The sequence below is a fragment of the Variibacter gotjawalensis genome (genome assembly GCF_002355335.1).
Lineage (GTDB): Bacteria > Pseudomonadota > Alphaproteobacteria > Rhizobiales > Xanthobacteraceae > Variibacter > Variibacter gotjawalensis.
Map to the genome: position 1 here is coordinate 2,404,460 of NZ_AP014946.1, position 19,899 is coordinate 2,424,358.

15 protein-coding genes are annotated in these 19,899 nt (G+C 63.8%); 8 read left to right on the top strand and 7 right to left on the bottom strand.

Annotation, left to right across the window (positions count from 1 at the left end; translation table 11 throughout):
* The first annotated feature begins 33 nt into the window (after nucleotides 1-33).
* Together GJW30_RS11665 and pheT are read left to right on the top strand one after the other, a co-directional pair.
* Entirely contained in the window at nucleotides 34-414 is a 381-nt protein-coding gene (locus GJW30_RS11665) for an endonuclease domain-containing protein (RefSeq protein ID WP_245408490.1), read from the top strand.
* Nucleotides 411-2,828, top strand: coding sequence for a phenylalanine--tRNA ligase subunit beta (gene pheT / locus GJW30_RS11670; RefSeq protein WP_096355472.1), 2,418 nt, complete (start codon nucleotides 411-413; stop codon nucleotides 2,826-2,828). Before GJW30_RS11665 ends, pheT begins: the two co-directional genes overlap by 4 nt.
* A gap of 206 nt (nucleotides 2,829-3,034) precedes the next feature.
* On the opposite strand, the gene GJW30_RS11675 is transcribed toward pheT, so the two are convergent.
* The 4 genes from GJW30_RS11675 to GJW30_RS11690 form a co-directional block, all read right to left on the bottom strand.
* Complete coding sequence (locus tag GJW30_RS11675; RefSeq protein ID WP_096355474.1) at nucleotides 3,035-4,150, bottom strand: AI-2E family transporter; 1,116 nt, start codon at nucleotides 4,148-4,150, stop codon at nucleotides 3,035-3,037.
* Nucleotides 4,151-4,262: 112 nt separating this feature from the next.
* Complete coding sequence (locus GJW30_RS11680) at nucleotides 4,263-5,027, bottom strand: SDR family NAD(P)-dependent oxidoreductase (RefSeq protein WP_096355476.1); 765 nt, start codon at nucleotides 5,025-5,027, stop codon at nucleotides 4,263-4,265.
* A 68-nt stretch (nucleotides 5,028-5,095) separates the two neighbouring features.
* A complete protein-coding gene (locus GJW30_RS11685) occupies nucleotides 5,096-6,058 on the bottom strand; it encodes a D-2-hydroxyacid dehydrogenase family protein (RefSeq protein ID WP_096355478.1) in 963 nt (320 codons plus the stop codon).
* A gap of 63 nt (nucleotides 6,059-6,121) precedes the next feature.
* On the bottom strand, nucleotides 6,122-7,063 hold the full coding sequence (locus GJW30_RS11690) for a lytic transglycosylase domain-containing protein (RefSeq protein WP_096355480.1): 942 nt from the start codon (nucleotides 7,061-7,063) through the stop codon (nucleotides 6,122-6,124).
* Nucleotides 7,064-7,318: 255 nt separating this feature from the next.
* Here GJW30_RS11690 and GJW30_RS11695 point away from each other — a divergent pair, with 255 nt between their 5' ends.
* The 3 genes from GJW30_RS11695 to GJW30_RS11705 all read left to right on the top strand — a co-directional run bounded on the left by GJW30_RS11695 (nucleotide 7,319) and on the right by GJW30_RS11705 (nucleotide 10,469).
* Nucleotides 7,319-9,313: a bifunctional diguanylate cyclase/phosphodiesterase gene (locus GJW30_RS11695; protein ID WP_245408491.1), complete on the top strand. Its 1,995-nt coding sequence runs from the start codon at nucleotides 7,319-7,321 to the stop codon at nucleotides 9,311-9,313.
* 162 nt (nucleotides 9,314-9,475) lie between these two features.
* Entirely contained in the window at nucleotides 9,476-9,928 is a 453-nt protein-coding gene (locus GJW30_RS11700; protein ID WP_096355484.1) for a hypothetical protein, read from the top strand.
* A 256-nt stretch (nucleotides 9,929-10,184) separates the two neighbouring features.
* Nucleotides 10,185-10,469 carry a hypothetical protein gene (locus GJW30_RS11705; protein WP_096355486.1) on the top strand — a complete coding sequence of 95 codons (285 nt, stop codon included), beginning with the start codon at nucleotides 10,185-10,187 and terminating at the stop codon, nucleotides 10,467-10,469.
* Between the two features lie 7 nt (nucleotides 10,470-10,476).
* On the opposite strand, the gene GJW30_RS11710 is transcribed toward GJW30_RS11705, so the two are convergent.
* Nucleotides 10,477-11,685, bottom strand: a complete 1,209-nt coding sequence (locus GJW30_RS11710) for a pyridoxal-phosphate-dependent aminotransferase family protein (protein WP_096355488.1) — start codon at nucleotides 11,683-11,685, stop codon at nucleotides 10,477-10,479.
* Nucleotides 11,686-11,825: 140 nt separating this feature from the next.
* Between GJW30_RS11710 and GJW30_RS11715 the strand changes: the two genes are divergently transcribed.
* Genes GJW30_RS11715 through GJW30_RS11725 form a run of 3 tightly spaced genes read left to right on the top strand, consistent with a single transcriptional unit; the run spans nucleotide 11,826 to nucleotide 16,601 of the window.
* Entirely contained in the window at nucleotides 11,826-12,584 is a 759-nt protein-coding gene (locus tag GJW30_RS11715; protein ID WP_096355490.1) for a GntR family transcriptional regulator, read from the top strand.
* Nucleotides 12,585-12,621: 37 nt separating this feature from the next.
* Nucleotides 12,622-15,576 carry an FAD-binding and (Fe-S)-binding domain-containing protein gene (locus tag GJW30_RS11720; protein ID WP_245408492.1) on the top strand — a complete coding sequence of 985 codons (2,955 nt, stop codon included), beginning with the start codon at nucleotides 12,622-12,624 and terminating at the stop codon, nucleotides 15,574-15,576.
* A complete protein-coding gene (locus tag GJW30_RS11725) occupies nucleotides 15,573-16,601 on the top strand; it encodes an esterase-like activity of phytase family protein (protein WP_096355494.1) in 1,029 nt (342 codons plus the stop codon). Before GJW30_RS11720 ends, GJW30_RS11725 begins: the two co-directional genes overlap by 4 nt.
* 150 nt (nucleotides 16,602-16,751) lie before the next feature.
* Here GJW30_RS11725 and GJW30_RS11730 read toward each other — a convergent pair whose 3' ends face one another.
* Both GJW30_RS11730 and GJW30_RS11735 read right to left on the bottom strand, forming a co-directional pair.
* On the bottom strand, nucleotides 16,752-17,333 hold the full coding sequence (locus GJW30_RS11730) for a CAP domain-containing protein (RefSeq protein ID WP_096355496.1): 582 nt from the start codon (nucleotides 17,331-17,333) through the stop codon (nucleotides 16,752-16,754).
* Nucleotides 17,334-17,433: 100 nt separating this feature from the next.
* Nucleotides 17,434-19,842: a DUF3772 domain-containing protein gene (locus GJW30_RS11735; protein WP_096355498.1), complete on the bottom strand. Its 2,409-nt coding sequence runs from the start codon at nucleotides 19,840-19,842 to the stop codon at nucleotides 17,434-17,436.
* Nucleotides 19,843-19,899 lie beyond the last annotated feature (57 nt).

A 19,899-nucleotide genomic window follows, 5' to 3' on the forward strand; every position in this document is an offset into this window, starting at 1 on the left:
CAACGCGGCCGTGCGAAGCGTCTCCGCACGACGATGACGCGCGCGGAGGTGCTGCTGTGGCGTTACTTGAAAGCTCATCACGTGGACGGCTTTGGCTTCAGGCGACAGGCGCCGCTTGGGCCGTTCATCGTCGACTTCGTCTGTCACGAGGCGCGGTTGGCGATCGAGCTTGACGGCGAAACGCATGATTTCGCCGAACAACAACGCCGCGATCTGATGCGCGATCGTTGGCTGCGATCGCGCGGCTATTCAATCCTTCGTTTCTCCAACGATGACGTTCTGAAGAATCTCGAAGGCGTCATCGCTTCCATTCGCGCGATCATCGCGCACGGTACACCCCCCTCCCTGTCCCTCCCCCGCAAGGGGGGAGGGAACCCCAACTCAAGCGCTTCAGGCGCGGAGCAACAGCTATGAAATTCACGCTCTCCTGGCTGAAGGAACATCTCGACACCGACGCCTCGCTCGACAAGATCGTCGAGACGCTGACGGCGATCGGGCTCGAGGTCGAGAATGTCGAGGATCCCGCGAAAGCTCTCGCGGCGTTCAAGATCGCTTACGTCGTCGATGCGAAGCAGCATCCCAACGCGGACCGCCTCCGCGTCTGCATGGTCGACACCGGCGAGGGCGCGCCGATCCAGGTCGTCTGCGGCGCACCGAACGCGCGCACCGGCATGAAGAGCGTCTTCTCGCCGCCGGGCACCTACATCCCGGGCAAGAAGATCACGCTCGGCATCGGCAAGATCCGCGACGTTGAAAGCCGCGGCATGCTCGTCTCCGAAGCCGAGATGGAATTGTCGGACGATCACGACGGCATCATCGATCTGCCGGACGACGCACCGGTCGGCACGCCTTACGCGACTTACGCAAAGCTCGACGATCCCGTCATCGAGATCAACCTGACGCCGAACCGTCCGGATGCGACCGGCGTCTACGGCATCGCGCGCGATCTCGCGGCCGCCGGCCTCGGCAAACTGAAAGACGGCAGCGTCAAAAACATCGCGGGAAAATTCCCGTGCCCCGTCAGCGTGAAGCTCGACTTCGCTTCAACATCGTCGCTGTGCCCGGCCTTCGCGCTGCGTCTCGTCAAAGGCGTGAAGAACGGCCCGTCGCCGGCGTGGATGCAGAAGCGTCTCAAAGCGATCGGCCTTCGTCCGATCAACGCGCTCGTCGACATCACCAACTACGTGACGTTCGATCGCGGCCGTCCGCTGCACGTGTTCGACGCCGCGAAGGTGAACGGCAATCTCACGGTGCGCCGCGCGAAAGAGGGCGAAGAACTGCTCGCGCTCGACGGCCGCACTTACAAGCTCGATCCGTCGATCTGCGTCATCACGGACGAGAAGGGCGTCGAGTCGCTCTCAGGCGTGATGGGCGGCGAGGAAACCGGTTGCTCCGACACGACCACCGACGTGTTGATCGAGTCGGCGCTCTGGGTGCCGAACAACATCGCGCAGACCGGCCGCAAGCTCGGCATCAACACGGACGCGCGCTATCGCTTCGAGCGCGGCGTCGATCCAGCTTTCAATTCGCCGGGCGCTGAACTTGCGACCCAGCTCGTCATCGATCTCTGCGGCGGCGAACCGTCGGAACTGATCGTCGTCGGTGACGAAAGCGCGCCGCAAACCGTCGTCGACTTCCCGGTCAGCGAGACCAAACGTCTCGCTGGTCTCGATGTGCCGGACACTGACGCACGCAAGACGCTTGAGGCGCTCGGCTTCGCCGTGAAGGGCGAGGGCGCGCGCTGGCAGGTCACCGCGCCGACATGGCGTCCCGATGTCGAAGGCAAAGCCGACATCGTTGAAGAGATCATGCGCATCGCTGGCGTCGACAACATCGCGCCGGTGCCGTTCGAACGCGGCGATGCGCCGCGCAAGCCGGTGCTGACGCCGATCCAGATTCGCACGCGGAAAGCCAAGCGCGCGCTCGCCTCGCGCGGCATGACCGAAGCCGTGACGTGGTCGTTCGTTTCCGAGAAGCAGGCCAAGCAGTTTGGCGGTGGCGATGTATCGCTCTCGCTCGCTAACCCGATCGCGGCCGAACTCTCCGACATGCGCCCCAGCATCATTCCGGGCCTCGCCAGCGCCGCACAGAAGAACAGCGACCGCGGCTTTGCCGACGTCGCGCTGTTCGAAGTCGGCGCGATTTTCAAGGGTGATAAGCCGGAGGATCAATTCATCGTCGCGACCGGCGTGCGCAACGCACAAGCGCGCGCGTCAGGCAGCGGGCGTTTCTGGTCGGGCTCGGCCGGCAATGTCGATGTCTACGACGCGAAGGCCGACGCGCTCGCAGTGCTGGTTGCGGCCGGTGCGTCGCCGAATGCGCTGCAGATCGTTCCGGGTGGACCCGCATGGTTTCATCCGGGCCGCTCCGGCACGATCCAGATCGGACCGCAGAATGTGCTCGGCCACTTCGGCGAATTGCATCCGAAGGCGCTTGAAGCACTCGGCGTCGATGGCCCGATCGCGGCCTTCGAAGTTGTGCTCGATCGCGTGCCGGAAGCAAAGAAGAAGCCGACACGCGCGAAGCCGGTGCTCGATCTTTCGGCCTTCCAGCCGGTCGAGCGAGATTTCGCGTTCGTCGTCGATCGCAACGTGAAGGCGGCAGACATTCTCCGCGCCGCGCAGAGCGCCGAGAAGAAGTTGTTGGCCGGCATCAGCATCTTTGATGTCTACGAAGGCACTGGCGTCGAGCCCGGCAAGAAGTCGGTCGCCATCGCCGTAACGCTGCAGCCGCGTGAGAAGACGCTCACCGATCAGGAGATCGATGCGGTCGGCGCGAAGATTGTTGCGGAAGTGTCGAAACGCACCGGTGCCGTGCTGCGAGGTTAGCGTCCGCGCAATTCTGAATGCTGAGCTGCGGCTGGGTTATCCCTCTCCCGTTTACGGGAGAGGGTGGCGAGCGCAGCGAGCCGGGTGAGGGGACGTCGCGAACTCGGAATATTTCGCTTGCCTCACCCTAACCCTCTCCCGGTTCGCGAAGCGAACCCTGCGGGAGAGGGGACGCTAGAACCGCAGCCACCGAGCAATGATGTCCGCTAAGGCAGCGACTTCTCGCCGCTGGAGCGCAGGTGCTCCGTCATCACCATCATGACGATGAGCAGCGGCGTCGCGAGGAACGTGCCGAACGGCCCCCACAGCCACGTCCAGAACGCGACCGATAGAAAAACCAAGAACGGGCTCAGCGTCAGCCTGTGGCCGATGATGCTCGGCGTGATGAAGTGTCCTTCGACCGTCGCAATCGCAACGAACAGCGCGGGCGCGAGCAACGCGCCGCCGATCGTCGGGAATGCGACGATGCCGACGCCCGTAAGAACGATCGCGAAGATCGCGGGCCCGAGATACGGAATGTAGTTGAGGCAGAAGATTAGAACGCCGAACGCCAACGGCGACGGAAAGCCGATCGCCCACAGCATCAATCCGCTCGCGATGCCGAGCCCGATATTGATCATCGTCACGGTGCCGAGATAGCGCACGAGCGCTTCTTCCATGTCGTTCCAGACACGCATGACGCTGAGGCGATCCTCGCGCGACGACATCGCCTTGATGGTGCGTTTGCGCAGCGTTTCGTTGCCGACCAGGAAAAATACGAGCGTGCCGAAGAACACGATGAACTCGGTCACGGCCGGCGAGAGAATGCCAAGCGCCTGCTGCGCGAAGGTCGCGAAACCGGTTTCCAAGCTCACCGCAGGGCCACCGCCACCGAGTGCTTTCGAAAGCTCGCGGAAAGTCTCCAGCGGCGCATCGAGGCTCGAGAGCTTCTGTTTGATCTTGGTGCTGATGTCGCCCGAATTTGCGACCCAGTCGCCGACCGGCGCGCTCAAAAGCGTCACGCCCAGGAAGAGCAAGCCGCCGAAGCCGGCTATGATGATCAGCGCGGTCACCGCGTCAGGCAGATAAAGTTTGCGGCCGTATCGCTGCAGCGGCCGCATGGTGATCGCGAGAATAAGCGCGCCGAGCACCGGCATGATGATCGAGCGGCCGTATTTCAGCCCCGTCACGCCCACGATGACGCCCATCACGATGATCGCGAGGCGCGAAAGATCGAGCAGATCGAGATTGAAGCGCGGTTCGCCCGCGCGGCGCGGCTCAACGCTGTCGTTGAGCGGCTTAGCGGCGTCGACCGGCTTCGGTTTGTGCGCTGTCTGCGGCATTTTTATTCGTCCCGCGGCGGTAACGATTTCCGGTCGGGTTGGTTTCAGGCCGGCGCAAATAAAAAGGGCCGGCGAATGCCGGCCGTTATGATCGAAAGCGTACGGACGCTTGTTATTTCGGCGCCATGCGGATCGAGCCGTCCATGCGGATGACTTCGCCGTTGAGATACTGGTTCGACACGATGTGCATCACCAGCGAGGCGAATTCCGACGGTTCGCCGAGACGGGCCGGGAAGGGCACCTGCGTGCCGAGGCTCTTCTGCGCCGGCTCGGGCAGGCCCTTCAGCATCGGCGTTGAGATGATGCCGGGTGCGATCGCCATGACGCGGATGCCGAACTGCGCGAGTTCGCGCGCGGCGGGCAGCGTCAGAGCCGCAACGGCGCCCTTCGACGAACCATAAGCCGCTTGGCCGATCTGACCGTCGAAGGCCGCGACCGACGCGACGTTGACGACAACGCCGCGCGCGCCATCCGCATCGACCGGATCGAGCTTGCTGGCATCCGCCGCGACGAGGCGCAGCATGTTGAACGTGCCGAACAGGTTCACGCGAACCACCGCTTCGAAGTCGGCGAGCGGGATCGGGCCGTCACGCCCGACGATGCGCTTCGGCGTGCCGACACCCGCGCAGTTGATCAGAATGCGGGCCGCGCCATGCGCTTCCTTCGCCTTCGCGATGGCAGCCGTGGCGCTGTCGCTCGAGGTGACATCACATTTGAGGCCGATGCCGCCGATCTCCTTGGCGACCGCATCGACGCCTTCCTGATTGAGATCGAACACGGCGACTTTCGCGCCCGCCTTCGCGAGCTGCCGCGCGGTCTCCGCGCCGAGGCCCGAGCCGCCGCCCGTCACGATCGCTGCTAATCCTTTGGGGTCCATCTTTTCCTCTCTACGATAATTGTGGGGCGCAATAAGTCATATGGGTGAGGGCACTTCAAGCCGCGAAGCTACTTGTTTTTCACCGGCCGGACCGGGCTTCCGTCGAGGAAAGCCCGGATGTCCTCGACCGTATCCTCGTAGAATTTGCGATAGTTCGGCTCGGTGACGTAGCCGAGATGCGGCGTCAGAATGACGTTGTCGAGCTTGCGGAAACGGTCGCCGGTCGGCAGCGGCTCGACGTTGTAAACGTCCAGCGCCGCGCCCGCGATCGTCTTCGATTTCAGCGCATCGTAGAGCGCGTCTTCGTCGATGATCGGACCGCGCGATGTGTTGACGATGTAGGCCGTCTTCTTCATCCGCTTGAAATCGTCCACCGTGATGAGCCCGCGCGTGCGGTCGCTCAGCGTCAGATGAATCGTGATGAAGTCGGCTTGCGCAAAGAGCTCTTCCTTCGAGACGCGCGTTGCGCCGATCTCGCGGCAGCGCTCCTCGGTGAGGTTCTGGCTCCACGCGATCACGTTCATGCCGAACTGCTGCGCGATGCGCGCGACGCGTCCACCGAGCTTGCCGAGGCCGAGCACGCCGAGCGTCGATCCGGCAAGGTCGCGGCCGACGGTCACTTGCCACGGCTGGCCCGCGCGCATGCGCGATGCTTCGAACGTGATGCTGCGCGCAAGATCGATGATGAGGCCGATCGCGAGCTCGGCTGTCGGCCCGCCGACACCGCCGGTTCCCGAGACGACGATGCCGCGCGCGGCCGCCGCGTCGAGATCGACGGAGGCGTTGTGCGCGCCCGTCGTGATGATGAGTTTCAGCTTCGGCAGCGCATCGATCACCGCCTTCGGCATCGGCGTGCGCTCGCGCATCAGGCAGACGATCTCGGCGTCCTTCAGCGCCGCGATTGCGGCTGCAGCGTCGGCGAGCGGTTCGTTGATGACGTGAACCTCGACGTCCTTCGTCACCGACGACCAGTCGGCGAGTTTCAGCGCAACGTTTTGATAGTCGTCGAGGACGACGCAACGGATCGGCATGTCGAATGTTCCGGCAACGGGAAGGGACGGGGAGTCTGCCACGCAAGCCGCGCGTATGCCACTCTAGTTCCGATAGACCAGACAGGCGCCGCCGAGTTTGGAGAGCCGCGCGCAAAGCGCATTGGCGCGCTCGCGCGATGATTCCGCGACGCGGACCAAATAGCGCGGTGCGGGGACGCCGCGTGTGCGCTGCATCATCACCATCGGTTCGCGATCGCCGAGAACCGAGGCGAAGCGCTGCTGCAGCTTGCGATACGACGCCATTGCCTTCGCCTGCGAGAAGTCGCCCGCAAGTTGCAGGCCCCACGGCCCCCAGTTGTCCTTCGAGAGGGGAGCGTCTTGCGGCTTGGTGCTCGCGATGCGAGTAGCAGCGCCGCGCTTTGCGATCTGCGCACAGGTGAACGATGTCTTGGTCGGTGTCGATTCTGCGTCGGTCACACCCGGCCAATCGCTGCGCCATTGATCGCGCCAATGGTCCGCCGCCAGACCCGTAATCGCGATGACGTAGCTGCGCGTTTCGCCCGGCAGCTGCCGCGTCCCGGCGAGCCAGTCGGACACCCGTTGCGGTCCGGCGTTGTATGCGGCCGCCGCGAGACCCACGCTGCCGAATTGTGCGCGCAGGTCGGCGAGAAGATGCGCCGACGCATGGATCGCCGTGAATGGATCGAACGGGTTCTTCAGGCCGCGTTCCGACGCCGTATACGGCATGAACTGCGCGATGCCCTGCGCGCCCTTGTGGCTCACCGCCGTCGGATTGAAGCGGCTTTCCTGATGAATCAGACGGACGAAGAACTCGGTCGGCAGCCCGCGAAAAGCTGCGGCGCTCTCGATGATCGGGCAGTGTGTCTCGCGCCCCCAGCGGATCGCGGGGTCCGGCGGCGCCGGTGCCGTCGCGTCGCGCACCAGCACATCGCCGGGATCCTCCCACGTCATTGCCTCCTGCGCACGCGCGGCCGCCGTCGCGGCAAGGACGAGCAGACCGGCTGTAAAAAGACGAAGCAGCATCGATTCTCCGGATCGAGCGAAGCGAAATGCTGGTAGCCCGCAACTATGACGAGAAGACGCCCGCAATCAGAAGCTCCTAAATTCGCTAATTCGCTAGATGCAACGATAACTTACAGGCCGCCTTTAACTCACTCTTTAGTTGCAACTGGATACAATTTCTCCAATCAAGCGTCGCGCGGGGACAGCGACGCCGCTTTTGGGGCGTTTATTGTGCGTGTCATCTCGTGTCTGGTTACCGATCATAATCTTTGGCTCGTGTCGCTCGCTGCCATCATTTGCGTTTTGGGCAGCGCGATCACTTTCAGTCTCTATCAGCGCGCGCGTGAGCGCAGCGGTAGCCAAAAGAACGGCTGGACCTTTCTGACGGCGGTTGCCGCCGGCTCTTCCATCTGGTGCACGCACTTCATCGCGATGCTGGCTTACAACTCCGCGGCGCCGGTCACCTTCGACCCGATCTTCACCATGGTGTCGCTGATCGTCGCGATCGCGGGCTGCGGCATCGGATTCGGCATCAGCGCTTTCAACAAGGACGGTTACCTGCCGGAAGTCAGCGGCGCCATCGTCGGCCTTAGCGTCGCCTGCATGCATTATACCGGCATGGCGGCCTACCATGTCGCCGGCATCGTCGATTGGGACACCGCTTACGTCGCCGCCTCCGTCATTCTCGCGGCGTCGATTTCGGCACTTGCCGTCCGCGTTGCCGTGCGCAGCAAGTATCGTCATTCGCTCGCGGTCGCTGTCGCACTTTTTGTCGTCTCGATTGTCGCGCTCCACTTCACGGGCATGGCGGCCGTCGCGGTGACGCCGCTCGGCGGGCACGGCGATGAATCGAGTCAGCAAGCGTTCGCCGCCATCGCGGTTGCTGTCGCGAGTGTCGGCCTCATGGTCGTCGGCACCGGTGTCGCGAGCTACATGATCGACGAGCGCACCGCTGCCGAAACGGTCAACCATCTGCGCCGCCTCGCGCTCAACGATGCGCTGACGGGTCTGCCGAACCGCGTGCACCTGAACGAATACCTGAACAAGGAACTTGCCCGCGCCGAGCAGAACAGCTGGTCCCTCGCCGTCGTCGGAATCGATCTCAACCACTTCAAAGAGATCAACGATCTTCGCGGCCACGCCGCCGGCGATCAGACGCTGAAGGTCATCGGGGAGCGTCTCGCGTCGTTGCTGCAGCCAGGCGAATTTGCCGCACGCGTTGGCGGTGACGAATTCGCCGCCATCAAACGCTTTGCGGGGACGAATGAACTGCACGAATTCGTCGCGCGTCTCGAGACGGCGCTGACACTGCCGATCGCTTTCGACGATTTCGAAGCCGTGACCGGCGGCTCCATCGGCGTCGCGCTGTATCCGCAGGACGGCCGCGAGACGGAAGTGCTGTTGTCCAACGCCGATCTCGCGATGTATCGCGCGAAGATCGTTCCTGACTCGTCGGTGTGCTTCTACGAGAAGGAGATGGACGAAGCGGCACGTGAGCGGAAATCATTGCGCGCCGATCTTCTACGCGCGATCGAGCTCGGCGAATTCCATCTGCATTACCAGGTCCAGACGCTCGTAACGACAGGCGAAGTGAGTGGATACGAAGCGTTGCTGCGCTGGAATCATCGCGAGCGCGGCGCGATCTCACCCGAAGAATTCATCCCGATCGCCGAGGAAAGCGGCTCCATCGTCGAGATCGGCGAATGGGTTCTACGCACCGCTTGCTCGAATGCTGCGTCTTGGAGCGGCGGCAAGATCGCCGTCAACGTATCGGGTGTGCAGCTTGCACGCGCCGATTTCGCCGAGAAAGTGCATGCGATCCTGGTCGAGACCGGTTTGTCGCCATCGCGGCTCGAATTGGAAATCACCGAGACGGCTCTGATCGCCGACAAGGTTCGCGCTCTGCACACGCTGCGCCGCATTCGCAATCTCGGTGTCGCCATCGCGATCGACGATTTCGGCGCCGGCTATTCGTCGCTTGAGACGCTCCGCGCATTCCCGTTCAGCAAGATCAAACTCGACCGCTCGTTTACGCGCGGCCTCGAGCGCGACGCACAGGCCAAAGCCATCGTGCGGGCCGTGCTTGCTCTCGGCAAAAGCCTCGACATTCCGGTCTTGGCCGAAGGCGTCGAGACCGTCTCGCAGCTAGAGATCCTGCGCGATGAGTCGTGCGACGAAGCGCAGGGCTATCTCATCGGCCGTCCGGGTCCCTCCGGCGGCGCCGCGAACCTGAACGTCGCGCTGGAGCCGGCCGTAAGCCTCGCGAGCTGAGCCACTCCCACAATCGATAGCGGCAATCCCGCAGGCTGAAGTCTGCCGGGCAGCCACAATCTTTTCTGCCTGTTAATCCGTCTTAACTCACCATTAACCATAGCGGTGAAACTATCTGTTAACCGGCCATGGAAAGCCGGACCCGATTTTCAGGAGCAGTTTATGCAGCGCCCAGCTCGTCGTCTTCCGGCCGGTTCCGAGACCCAGGATCTCGACAACGTGCTGCGCTTGCGCATGGCGCGCGGACGTCCGGTTGCGGCGGCTCCCGCTGCGCCGTCGATCTCAGAACGTCGCCGTGCTCCGAGTGTTGATTGGAGTGCGACCTTGGATGCGGTGGAGGAGGCCGCTGAGGCGATGATGTCGACAGAGACCCACGCAAAGGAAATTGAGATGCGCGGCGTTGCGCTCGCAGAGCGTGCACTCGCTGAACTACGCAATGCTGAAGAGCGTATCCGGATCGCCGAAGAGGCAGCGCGCCAGTCCGAAGCGCGCGCCATCGAAGCTGAGAGCCGGCTGCGCGAAGCTGAAGAATGGTTGGGCCGCATTCAGGACGCGATTGAGTCGCGCCTCCTCACCCGTGCAGCTGACCTCCGTTACAACCCCCACGCGGCCTGACCCTGCTGCGTGATTCTGTGAAAGGCCCGGCCCCCCGCCGGGCCTTTTGCTTTGATGTGCCGCCTAAACAGGCACGCCTCCACTCCAGCTATTGTTGCCGACAGACGAAAACTATCCGTCGCATTGTCGTGAATGGCGCGAACTTGCGCTTGCGCGTCAGAACGCCGCGGGCCATGTGAACAGTCGGATGCTTCGCAGCATTCCAATCGGACGCGCAAGCGTCCCCGGGCGCGGAGCGTCTCAGAGGGGTAATGGAATGGGCCGCTATGGCGCCGACGACATGGCCGGGCTTTTTGCCTTGGGCATGGAATCGTGGATGGTCGTCGGACTAAGGCTCGCAAAGCTCGCGGGAGGAGGGATGCCCGCGTTGATCGAAGCGCAGCGCATGATCCTCGAAAAGCAGTCCGCCGCGATCGAAGCTCAGATGGAAGCAACGACTGCTCTTGCGCTCGGCTACAGCCATGCGATTGCCGGCCGCCGCGCGATGAAGCCGATCGCGCGCCGCGTGCGCGCAAACCGCCGGCGTCTGTCGGGAAAATAGGCGGCGCTTAGGCCGCCTTGCCGGTCGCGGCGCCCTGATGCGCCGAGACGAGATAATCCATCGCGGCCTGCACGCCGCCCTTCTTGAACGGAATCCCCGCGAGTTCGAGACCCATCTCGGCACCCGCAAGCGCGGCGATGATCGTGAGATCGTTGGTGTCGCCGAGGTGGCCGATGCGGAAGAAGCGGCCGAAGAACGGGCCGAAGCTCAAGCCATACGAGATGTCGAAATTGTCGAGCGCGACCGCGCGGAGCTTGTCGGCATTCTGACCTTCCGGCAGCAGCACGGCGGTGATCGTCGGCGAGAAATACTTCGCATCTTTCACTAGCACTTCAAAACCCCACGCACGCACCGCGCGGCGCGTTGCTTCGGCGTGCCGGTCGTGGCGCGCGAACACGTTATCGAGGCCTTCCTCGTGCAGCATGTCGATCGCGACGTTGAGGCCGTGCAGCATGTTGGTCGCCGGCGTGTAGGGGAAATAGCCGGTCTTGTTTGCCGCGATCATGTCTTCCCATGACCAGAACGACTTCGGCAGCTTCGATGTCGCCGCAGCTTTCAGCGCCTTGTCGCTGACGGCGTTGAACGACATGCCGGGCGGCAGCATCAACCCCTTCTGCGAACCGCCGACCGTAACGTCGACGCCCCATTCGTCGTGACGATAGTCGGCCGAAGCCAGCGACGAGATCGTGTCGACGATCAAAAGAGCAGGGTGCTTGGCGGCATCGATCGCCTTACGGATCTCCGCGATCGGCGAGAGCGCGCCGGTCGACGTCTCGTTGTGCACAATGCAAACGGCTTTGATCTCGTGACCCTTGTCTTCGCGCAGACGTGCTTCGACGAGGGCCGGGTCGGCGCCGATGCGCCAGTCGGTCGGGATGAGTTCCGGTTTGAGGCCGAGCTTCTCGGCGAGCTTCTTCCATAGCGTGGCGAACTGGCCGGTCTCGACCATCAGCACCTTGTCGCCGGCTGACAGCGTGTTGACGAGGGCGGCTTCCCACGCGCCCGTGCCGGTCGCCGTGTAAATGATGACCGGGTTGGTCGTCTTGAAGATCGTCTTGATGCCTTCGAGCGACTGCTTGGCGACGGTCGCAAAGCCAGGGCCGCGATGGTCGATCACCGGCGTATCCATGGCGCGCAGAATGCGATCCGGCACCGGCGTCGGGCCGGGGATCTGTAGGAAATGGCGGCCGGCCGTGCGGGAGGCGTTCTTGCTCATGGCGTTTCCTTTGCGCGTCTGTCGGGCCCGGTCTCGGCCGGGTCATTCGGCGCGCAATATTGCATTCAAAAAATGGCGAGGCAAGTCCGGTTTAGAATTAAAATTGTTGCCCGAACTCGCGGGCCAGGTATCCTCGCCGCATGGATACATTGACCGTCGAACCGGCCGATACCGGCTCCGCCAGCGCGCTCGATCGCGCCGAGACGGCGTGGTTGCACGGCGAGCTGTTGTCGCGGCTGCGCGAATACATTGCGGCCGGCAATATCCCGGACGGCGCCCGCATTCCGGAGCGTCAGCTTTGCGAGATGTTCGGCGTGTCGCGCACCCCGCTGCGTGAGGCGCTTAAAGTTCTCGCCTCCGAAGGCCTCGTCGATCTCCTCCCCAATCGTGGCGCGCGCGTGCGTCAGCTGAGTGAAGCCGATATCCGCGAACTCTTCGATCTCGTCGCAGGTCTCGAAGCTCTCGCGGGTCGCCTTGCGTGCGAAAACATTACGGACAGTGAGGTTTCCGCGATCGAAGCGCTGCATCACGAGATGTACGGCCACTACATGCGGCGCGAGATGGACGGCTACTTCCGCGCCAATCAAGCGATCCATCAGCATATCGTCGCGGCCGCGCGCAACGTCGCGCTCGCCTCATCCTATGCCAGTGTGTCGGATCGTGTCCGGCGCGTCCGCTTCTCGGCCAACCTCACGCGCAAGCGCGACCGCTGGGCCGATGCGATGCGTGAGCACGAGTTGATCCTCGACGCTCTGCGCCGCCGCGCTGGCAACGAGCTCAGCGACATCCTCTTCCTTCACCTGCGCAACAAGCGAGCCGCCGCCGTCGAGCGACTGGCCGAAAGCGTGGACGAAGACGGCGGCACCAAGCGCCAGCCAAAACCCGCGCTCGCCAGCTAATTTTGCATTCAAAATAGAAAAGCCCGGGGAGAGACAGGTGACGAGCGTGGTGCGGTCCGGATTGGAGCGGCGGCTGAAGGCCGAAATCACGGGCGACGTGCTGTTTTCGCCGTTTGACCGCGGGCGCTACGCGACCGACGCCTCGCACTATCAAATCATGCCGGTCGGCGTCGTCGCGCCGAAAACGATGGCCGAGGCCGAACGCGCGCTCGATATCGCCAAGGCGGAGGGCGTCAGCGTTCTTCCGCGCGGTGGCGGCACGTCGCAGAGTGGTCAGACGGTCGGCGAGTCGCTCGTCATCGATTGCTCGAAGCACCTCAACCGCATCGTCGACCTCGACGTCACCGGCCGGCGCTGCGTCGTCGAACCCGGCATCGTGCTCGACGATCTCAACCGCCAGCTCAAGAAGCACGGCCTTTGGTATCCGGTCGACGTCTCGACCGCGTCGCGCGCGACCATCGGCGGCATGACGGCGAACAACTCGTGCGGCGGCCGCTCGCTCCGCTACGGCACGATGCGCGACAACGTGCTCTCGATCGACGCGACGCTCGCCGACGGCACGCATGCAAGCTTCGGCCGCGTCGCGCCGGATCTTTCCGATCTCCCCGCGAATTCGCCGTTGCGACCGCTCGCGCGCGATCTCCTCGGCATCGCGGCGCGCGAGAAGGACGAGATTGCGGCGCGCTATCCGAAAGTGCAACGCCGCGTCGGCGGTTACAATCTTGATGCGCTGACGCCCGGCCACAACGACGTCAACCTCGCGCACATTCTCGTCGGCTCCGAGGGCACGCTCGCTTTTACGCGCCAAGTCGAATTGAAGCTTTGGCCAGTGCTAGGACGCCGCGCGCTCGGCGTCTGCCACTTCGGCAGTTTCTACGAGGCGATGAACGCCGCGCAATATCTCGTGCGGCTCAAGCCCATCGCGGTCGAACTCGTCGACGCGACGATGATCGCACTCGCGCGCGAGATCGCGATGTTTCGCCCGACGCTGGAGAAGTTCGTGCGCGGCACGCCCGACGCCGTCCTGCTCGTCGAGTTCGACGACGGCGAAGAGGAAAATGCGCGCAAGCTCAAGATGCTGCACGAGGTGATGGGCGATCTCGGCTTCGGCTGGGATAAGTCCGGCGCAAAATGCGGCGGCGTTGTCGAGGTGCTCGATCCGGCGCTGCAGGCCGCGATCGCAGATGTGCGCACCTCCGGCCTCAACATCATGATGTCGATGAAGGACGCGCGAAAGCCGGTGTCATTTGTCGAAGATTGTGCGGTGCCGCTCGAGCATCTTGCCGACTACACGTCGCGCCTCACCGAAGTGTTCGAGCGGAACGGCACGCGCGGCACGTGGTACGCGCATGCGTCTGTTGGCTGCCTCCACGTCCGCCCGGTGCTCAATCTGCGACTCGAGAAAGACGTCAAAGCGATGCGCGCCATCGCGGAAGAAGCCTTCGACTTCGTGCGCGAATACAAGGGCTCGCATTCCGGAGAGCACGGCGACGGCCTCGTGCGCTCCGAATTTCACGAGAAGATGTTCGGCTCGCGTCTGACGCGCGCCTTCGAGGATGTGAAGGCGCGCTTCGATCCCGAGACGATCTTCAATCCAGGTAAGATCGTTCACGCGCCGAAGTTCGATGACCGCACGAAGTTCCGTTACGGTCCGGATTATCGCGGGCTGGAGATCGAAACCGAACTTGATTGGTCGGGCTATTCGGGAACCGGCGGCGGTTTCCAGGGCGCCGTCGAGATGTGCAACAACAACGGCGCCTGCCGCAAAGCCGAAGGCGGCGTTATGTGCCCGTCGTATCGGGTGACGCGCGACGAGCGCCATGTCACGCGCGGCCGCGCCAACACATTACGCCTTGCGGTGTCAGGCCAACTCGGACCGGACGCACTCGCCTCCGACGAGATGGCCGACACGATGAAGCTTTGCGTCTCGTGCAAAGCCTGCCGCCGCGAATGTCCGACCGGCGTCGACATGGCGCGCATGAAGATCGAAGTCGCGTCCGCACGTGCGAAGAAGTACGGCTCGTCGCTCCGCGACAAGCTCGTCGGCTGGCTGCCGCGCTACGCGCCGGCCGCCGCAAAAGTGCCGTGGCTGCTGAACTTGCGCGACAAGCTACCTGGCGCCGCCGCGCTGTCCGAAGCGGTCGCGGGTTTCGCAGCGCGCCGCTCGTTGCCGGCGTGGCGTAGCGATATCTTCCGTGACGGTGCGCCGGTCGGTCCCGCCGATGGGCGCGAGGTCGTGCTGCTCGCCGACACGTTCAATCGCTACTTCGAGCCGGAAAATTTACGTGCCGCCGTCGATGTGCTGGTCGCGGCGGGTTGCCGTGTCCATGTTGCGAGCAGCGGTGCGAGCGAACGCCCGCTCTGTTGCGGCCGCACCTTCCTCTCGGTCGGCCGCGTCGACAAAGCGCGCGAAGAGGCAACACACGCACTCGCCGCGTTGGCTCCGTTCGCCACGCGCGGCGTGCCGATCCTCGGCCTCGAGCCGAGTTGCCTGTTCTCCTTCCGCGACGAAGTGCCGGCGATGTTCAAGAACGACGCCACGGCGCGCGCGCAGGCGGAAGCCGTCGGCCGCGTCGCCGTGCTGTTCGAAGAATTCCTGAGCGCCGAGCTCGCGGCCGGCACGCTTTCGCTGCCGCTGCAGCCTGTTGGCGGAAAAGCGCTGCTGCACGGCCATTGTCATCAGAAGGCATTCGGTGCATTGAGCGCCACCGAGAAACTTCTGCGCCAGGTGCCGGGTTTGAACGTCGAGACGATCGAGACAAGCTGTTGCGGCATGGCCGGTGCATTCGGCTACGGCGCCGACACGATCGACGCTTCGATCGCGATGGCGGAAGTCTCGCTGCTGCCGGCCGTGCGCGCGGCGGACGCCGACGCGATCGTCGTCGCCGATGGAACGTCATGCCGTCATCAGATCAAGGACGGAGCAGGGCGTGAGGCCGTGCATGCCGCGCGTGTTCTCGCGGCCAGCATCGGCAAGGGAGCGTTGACGTGACGTCACGCAGGGCCGCGCTGCAGCTCGCCGGTTCGGCCCTCGTCACTGCCGCTCTCGGCGCACCGCAGGCCGTTGCGCAGCGCGGAGATCTTGCGCCCGGTCCGACCAAGATCGACGTGAAGGCCGAACCACTGAGCGGCTTCGCAACACGTGACAGCGCGCGCAAGCGCTTCGGCGCGCTGGAGTTCCGCGGCGGTCTCGTTCTCACATCGGACGCGAAGGATTTCGGCGGCATCTCGTCGATCCGGGTCGAGAGGGACGGCAAGCGCTTTCTCGCCGTCACCGACAAGGGCCGCTGGTTGCGCGGGCGCATCGACTACCAGGGCGACAAACCCTCCGGCATTGCCGACGTCGAGATCGCGCCGATCCTCGGCGCCGACGGCAAACCGATGCCGCGCCGCTATTACGACTCCGAGTCGCTCGCTGAGAGCGGCGGTACGGTTTGGGTCGGCTACGAGCGCGTGCATCAGATCTTCCGCTTCGACTACGGCAAGCAGGGCCTGCTCGCGCGCGGTCAGCCAGTGCGCATGCCGCCCGAGACGAAGAAAATGCCGTCCAATAAGGGCATCGAGGGCCTCGTCGCGGTGCCACCCGGATTGCCGCTCGCCGGAACGCTCATCGCGTTGTCCGAGAAAGCGCTCGACGAGAACGGCAACATTCTCGGCTATCTGATCGGCGGAAAGTCGCCGGGCTCGTTCGCGATCAAGCGCATCGGCGAATTCGACATCACGGATGCGGCGCTTACGCCCGCCGGCGATCTTTTGATTCTCGAACGCGCGTTCTCGTTTCTGCGCGGCGCCGGCATGCGCATCCGCCGCGTATCGCTTAGCGCCGTGCAGCCCGGCGCGCTGCTCGATGGCCCGGTGCTGATCGAGGCTGATTGGTCGTTCAACATCGACAACATGGAATGTTTGTCGGTGCATGCGGGCGACAAGGGCGAGACCGTGCTGACGATCGTCTCGGACGATAACTTCTCGTCCTGGCAGCGCACGCTGCTGCTGCAGTTCACGCTGATTGAGCCGTAGCGTATCTCGTCATTGCGAGGAGCGTCGAAGACGCGACGTGGCAATCCAGGAGTCGGGAATAAAGAGCTGGATTGCTTCGTCGGCGCGGCGCTTCGCGCAACGCGCCTTCTCGCAATGACGGCTGCAGCTTTCTTTCGCGTATTACGCGTCTTAGCGGATCGTCATCGTGGTTTCGCCGATCTTCGGCTTAGCGGCGACCGGCGGCGGACCTTGCCGCTTCGGCTGATCGTCCTTGGCCGCAAGCACGAGACACCAGAACACTTTGTACTTTGAGTTCGGCGTGTGCACGGCCGCGATGCCCATATGCGTCACGCCTTTGCGCAGCATGTTCTCACGGTGCGACGGCGAGTCGCGCCAGCCCGAAAATGCTTCGGCGAGCGTGTGATAACCGCCGCCGACATTCTCGACTGCGAATTTCGCATCGAAGCCGGACGCGCGGACGCGTTCGTTGAAATTCTTCTTACCGGAGAGATTGTGCTCGACTGCGCCGCGCGCAGCCATGTTGCGCGCATGCTCCTCGGCGATCTTCATCAGGCCCGCATCGGTCTCGATTGGGTTGAGGCCGTTGTTGCGGCGGTATCCCGAGATCATCGATTGCGCAGTCAGCGGATCGACTTTGCCGCCCTTGGCGACCGAAGCATAGAACTTCGGCTCGCTCGGCGGTGCGTTATCGGCAGCCGGGCACCCGCCCACCAGCGCAGCCATGAAGCCGCAAGACGCAAGAAAAATCATCGAAAATGCCCTGACGCGCGATGTGATTCGCTAGATCGCGTAGTGTCGTCCGAAAGTCATCCGATTTCGTAAACGCCGATCGTGCCCAAAGCGGGGCGCGTTACGCTTTCTCGTCCAGCGGCGGCTGCGGCGCGTTCCAGCCACCCGGCTTGAATTGCTGTTCGTACGGCGCGAACGGGATTTCGATACCCGCGGCGCGGAAGCGCTTGAAGATCGCAAGGTGGATGTCGCTCTTCACCGCAAGGCTGTTGTCGACGTTGGCGACCACGCATCGCAGTTCGAACTGCAGCGAATTGTCGCCGAACGACATGAAGAACGCACGCGGCGGCGGCGCCTGGACCACTTGCGGATGCTCGGTCGCAATCGCAAGCAGAATGTCGCGCACTTCTTCCGGGTCGCTGCGATAAGCGACGCCGACCTTCACGATGATGCGGCCCATCGTGTTCGAGTGCGTCCAGTTCTTCACCATGCCGGTGATGAGTTCCGAATTCGGAATGATCACGCTGGCGCGTTCGAACGTTTCGAGTTCGGTCGAGCGCACGCGGATGCGCCGTACCCAGCCTTCTTCGCCTTTCACGACGATCGAGTCGCCGACGCGGATCGGGCGTTCGGCAAGCAGGATCAAACCGGAGACGAAGTTCGACACGATCGCCTGCAGGCCAAAACCGATACCGACCGAGAGTGCGCCGGCAACGAAGGCGATCTTCTGCAGATCGATGCCGAGGCCCGCGAGCGCCATCGAGATCGCGATTATGACGCCGATGTAACCAAAGATCGTGCCGATCGAGAGCTGCAGGCTCGGCTCGATCGCGGTGCGCGGCAGAAGATCGCGCTGCAGCCAGCGCTGCGCCGTCTTGGTCACGATGAGACCAACGACCAGCACCGCAATCGCCGTCACGATGGCGACGAACGAGATATTGATCTCGCCGATCTTGAAGCCGAGCGGGATGCTCTGCACCGAGTCGATGAGGTCCGCGGTCGAGACTTCCCACGGGCCGACGATCAGCATCAGCGCGAGCAGAATGAGCAACGCGCGGATGCCCGCCGACAGCATGACGCCGACAACGCCGACATTGCGCGGGTTGACGCCGAGCATGCCGGCAATCTTGCGGCTGTGCGGCGTATCGGCGGCGAGCGTGTCGGTGAACAACGCGTCCGTCGCGACGAGCAGAAGATAGAGCGCGCCGAGCACGGCAGCGCCGACGATCGCGCGCAACGCGATGAACGCCCCGAGCGCCGAATAACCGGCGATCAGCGACATGATGCTGGCGACCGCGATGATCCAGATCGCGAGCCGCAGGCCCGGCGTTTTGACGAGGACTTGATCTTCGCCCTCCTGCGCGCGGAGACGCGAGAGGAGGTGCAGGAACAGGAACGAGATCGAAATCGCCAGGATCGCGTTGGTCGCGACAGTCAGGATCAGCGGGCCGTAGAGTGCGCGGTGCGTGAGCTGCGCGAAGATGATGATGCCGAAAGCGCGCGTCGCCCAGACCAGATGGTCGTGGAACAGTTTCGCGGTCGGATCGTCCATATCGATGAGACGGCGTTCCGGCGCGTCCGGCGCGAACAAGCCGCGCGCAACGCCGCGGCCGAACGTCGCCGCGAAGACTGCCGGGATCAGGCCTTTCGCGATTTCGCCGACGCGGTAGGGCAGGAGGCCGAACGCTTCGAGCACCAGCACCGCGACGATGACCGCGATCAGCGTGCGGCCGAATAGCCACGCGAAGACGAGCAGGCCGCGCCGTGCGCGCGCGAGCCGCGTCCCGCCTTGCGGGTTTGCGTCGAAATGCGGCACCCACCAGCGCGTGATCGCGAAGAGCCCGCCAAGGACGGCGAGGATCACCACCAAGGCCGGCGCGATGCGCGAGATGCCGGCGCTGACGACGGTCTCGCGCCACGAGTCGAGCGCATAGCCGAGGCTGCGGAGTTCTTCGGGAACCGCATTCGCGGCCTCGACCCAGAAGTAAGGATCGAGAACGCTCGCCGAGCGCTGGAAAATCATGCGCGCGTAAATCGCGCGGCGGCGCTCGCTGATGCGGTCGTTGAGCTGATCGGTTTTCACTGAGAGGAGGCGCGCTTGCTTGAGCGCGCCGTCGACGATGCCGAAATTCTGCGTCAGCTGTTCGCGTTCTTGCGTGACGGCGGCTTCTTCCGGCGGCGCATCTTTGGCCGGCGCGACGCCGAGCTGCTTCAGGCGCGCGTCGAGTTCGGCCAGTCGCGGCTCAAGTTCTTCGATGCGGGATCGCAGGCGTTCGCGGATCGAAACGATCTTCGCGCGATACTCGCTCAAGCGGTCGGTCTCGGCCTGCATCTGACCGGCCGAATGAACCGTCGCGGCTTCCGCCGAGAGCGCTGCCTCGATCTGGTCGAGTTCCGACTTCGCCTGTTCGAGCGCGGCGACTGCGGCCGGCGTCTCTTGCGCATGCGATGCCGGCACGCTGCCCAGCATCGCGAGGGCGAAGAAGAATAGCGCAAAGAGTTGCGTCGTTAGCGCGTTCCGATTCGGCATATATTCCGCAGGTGTTGTTGGGGTTTCGCCCTTTTAGCGCGGACGGCGCAGAGCGCA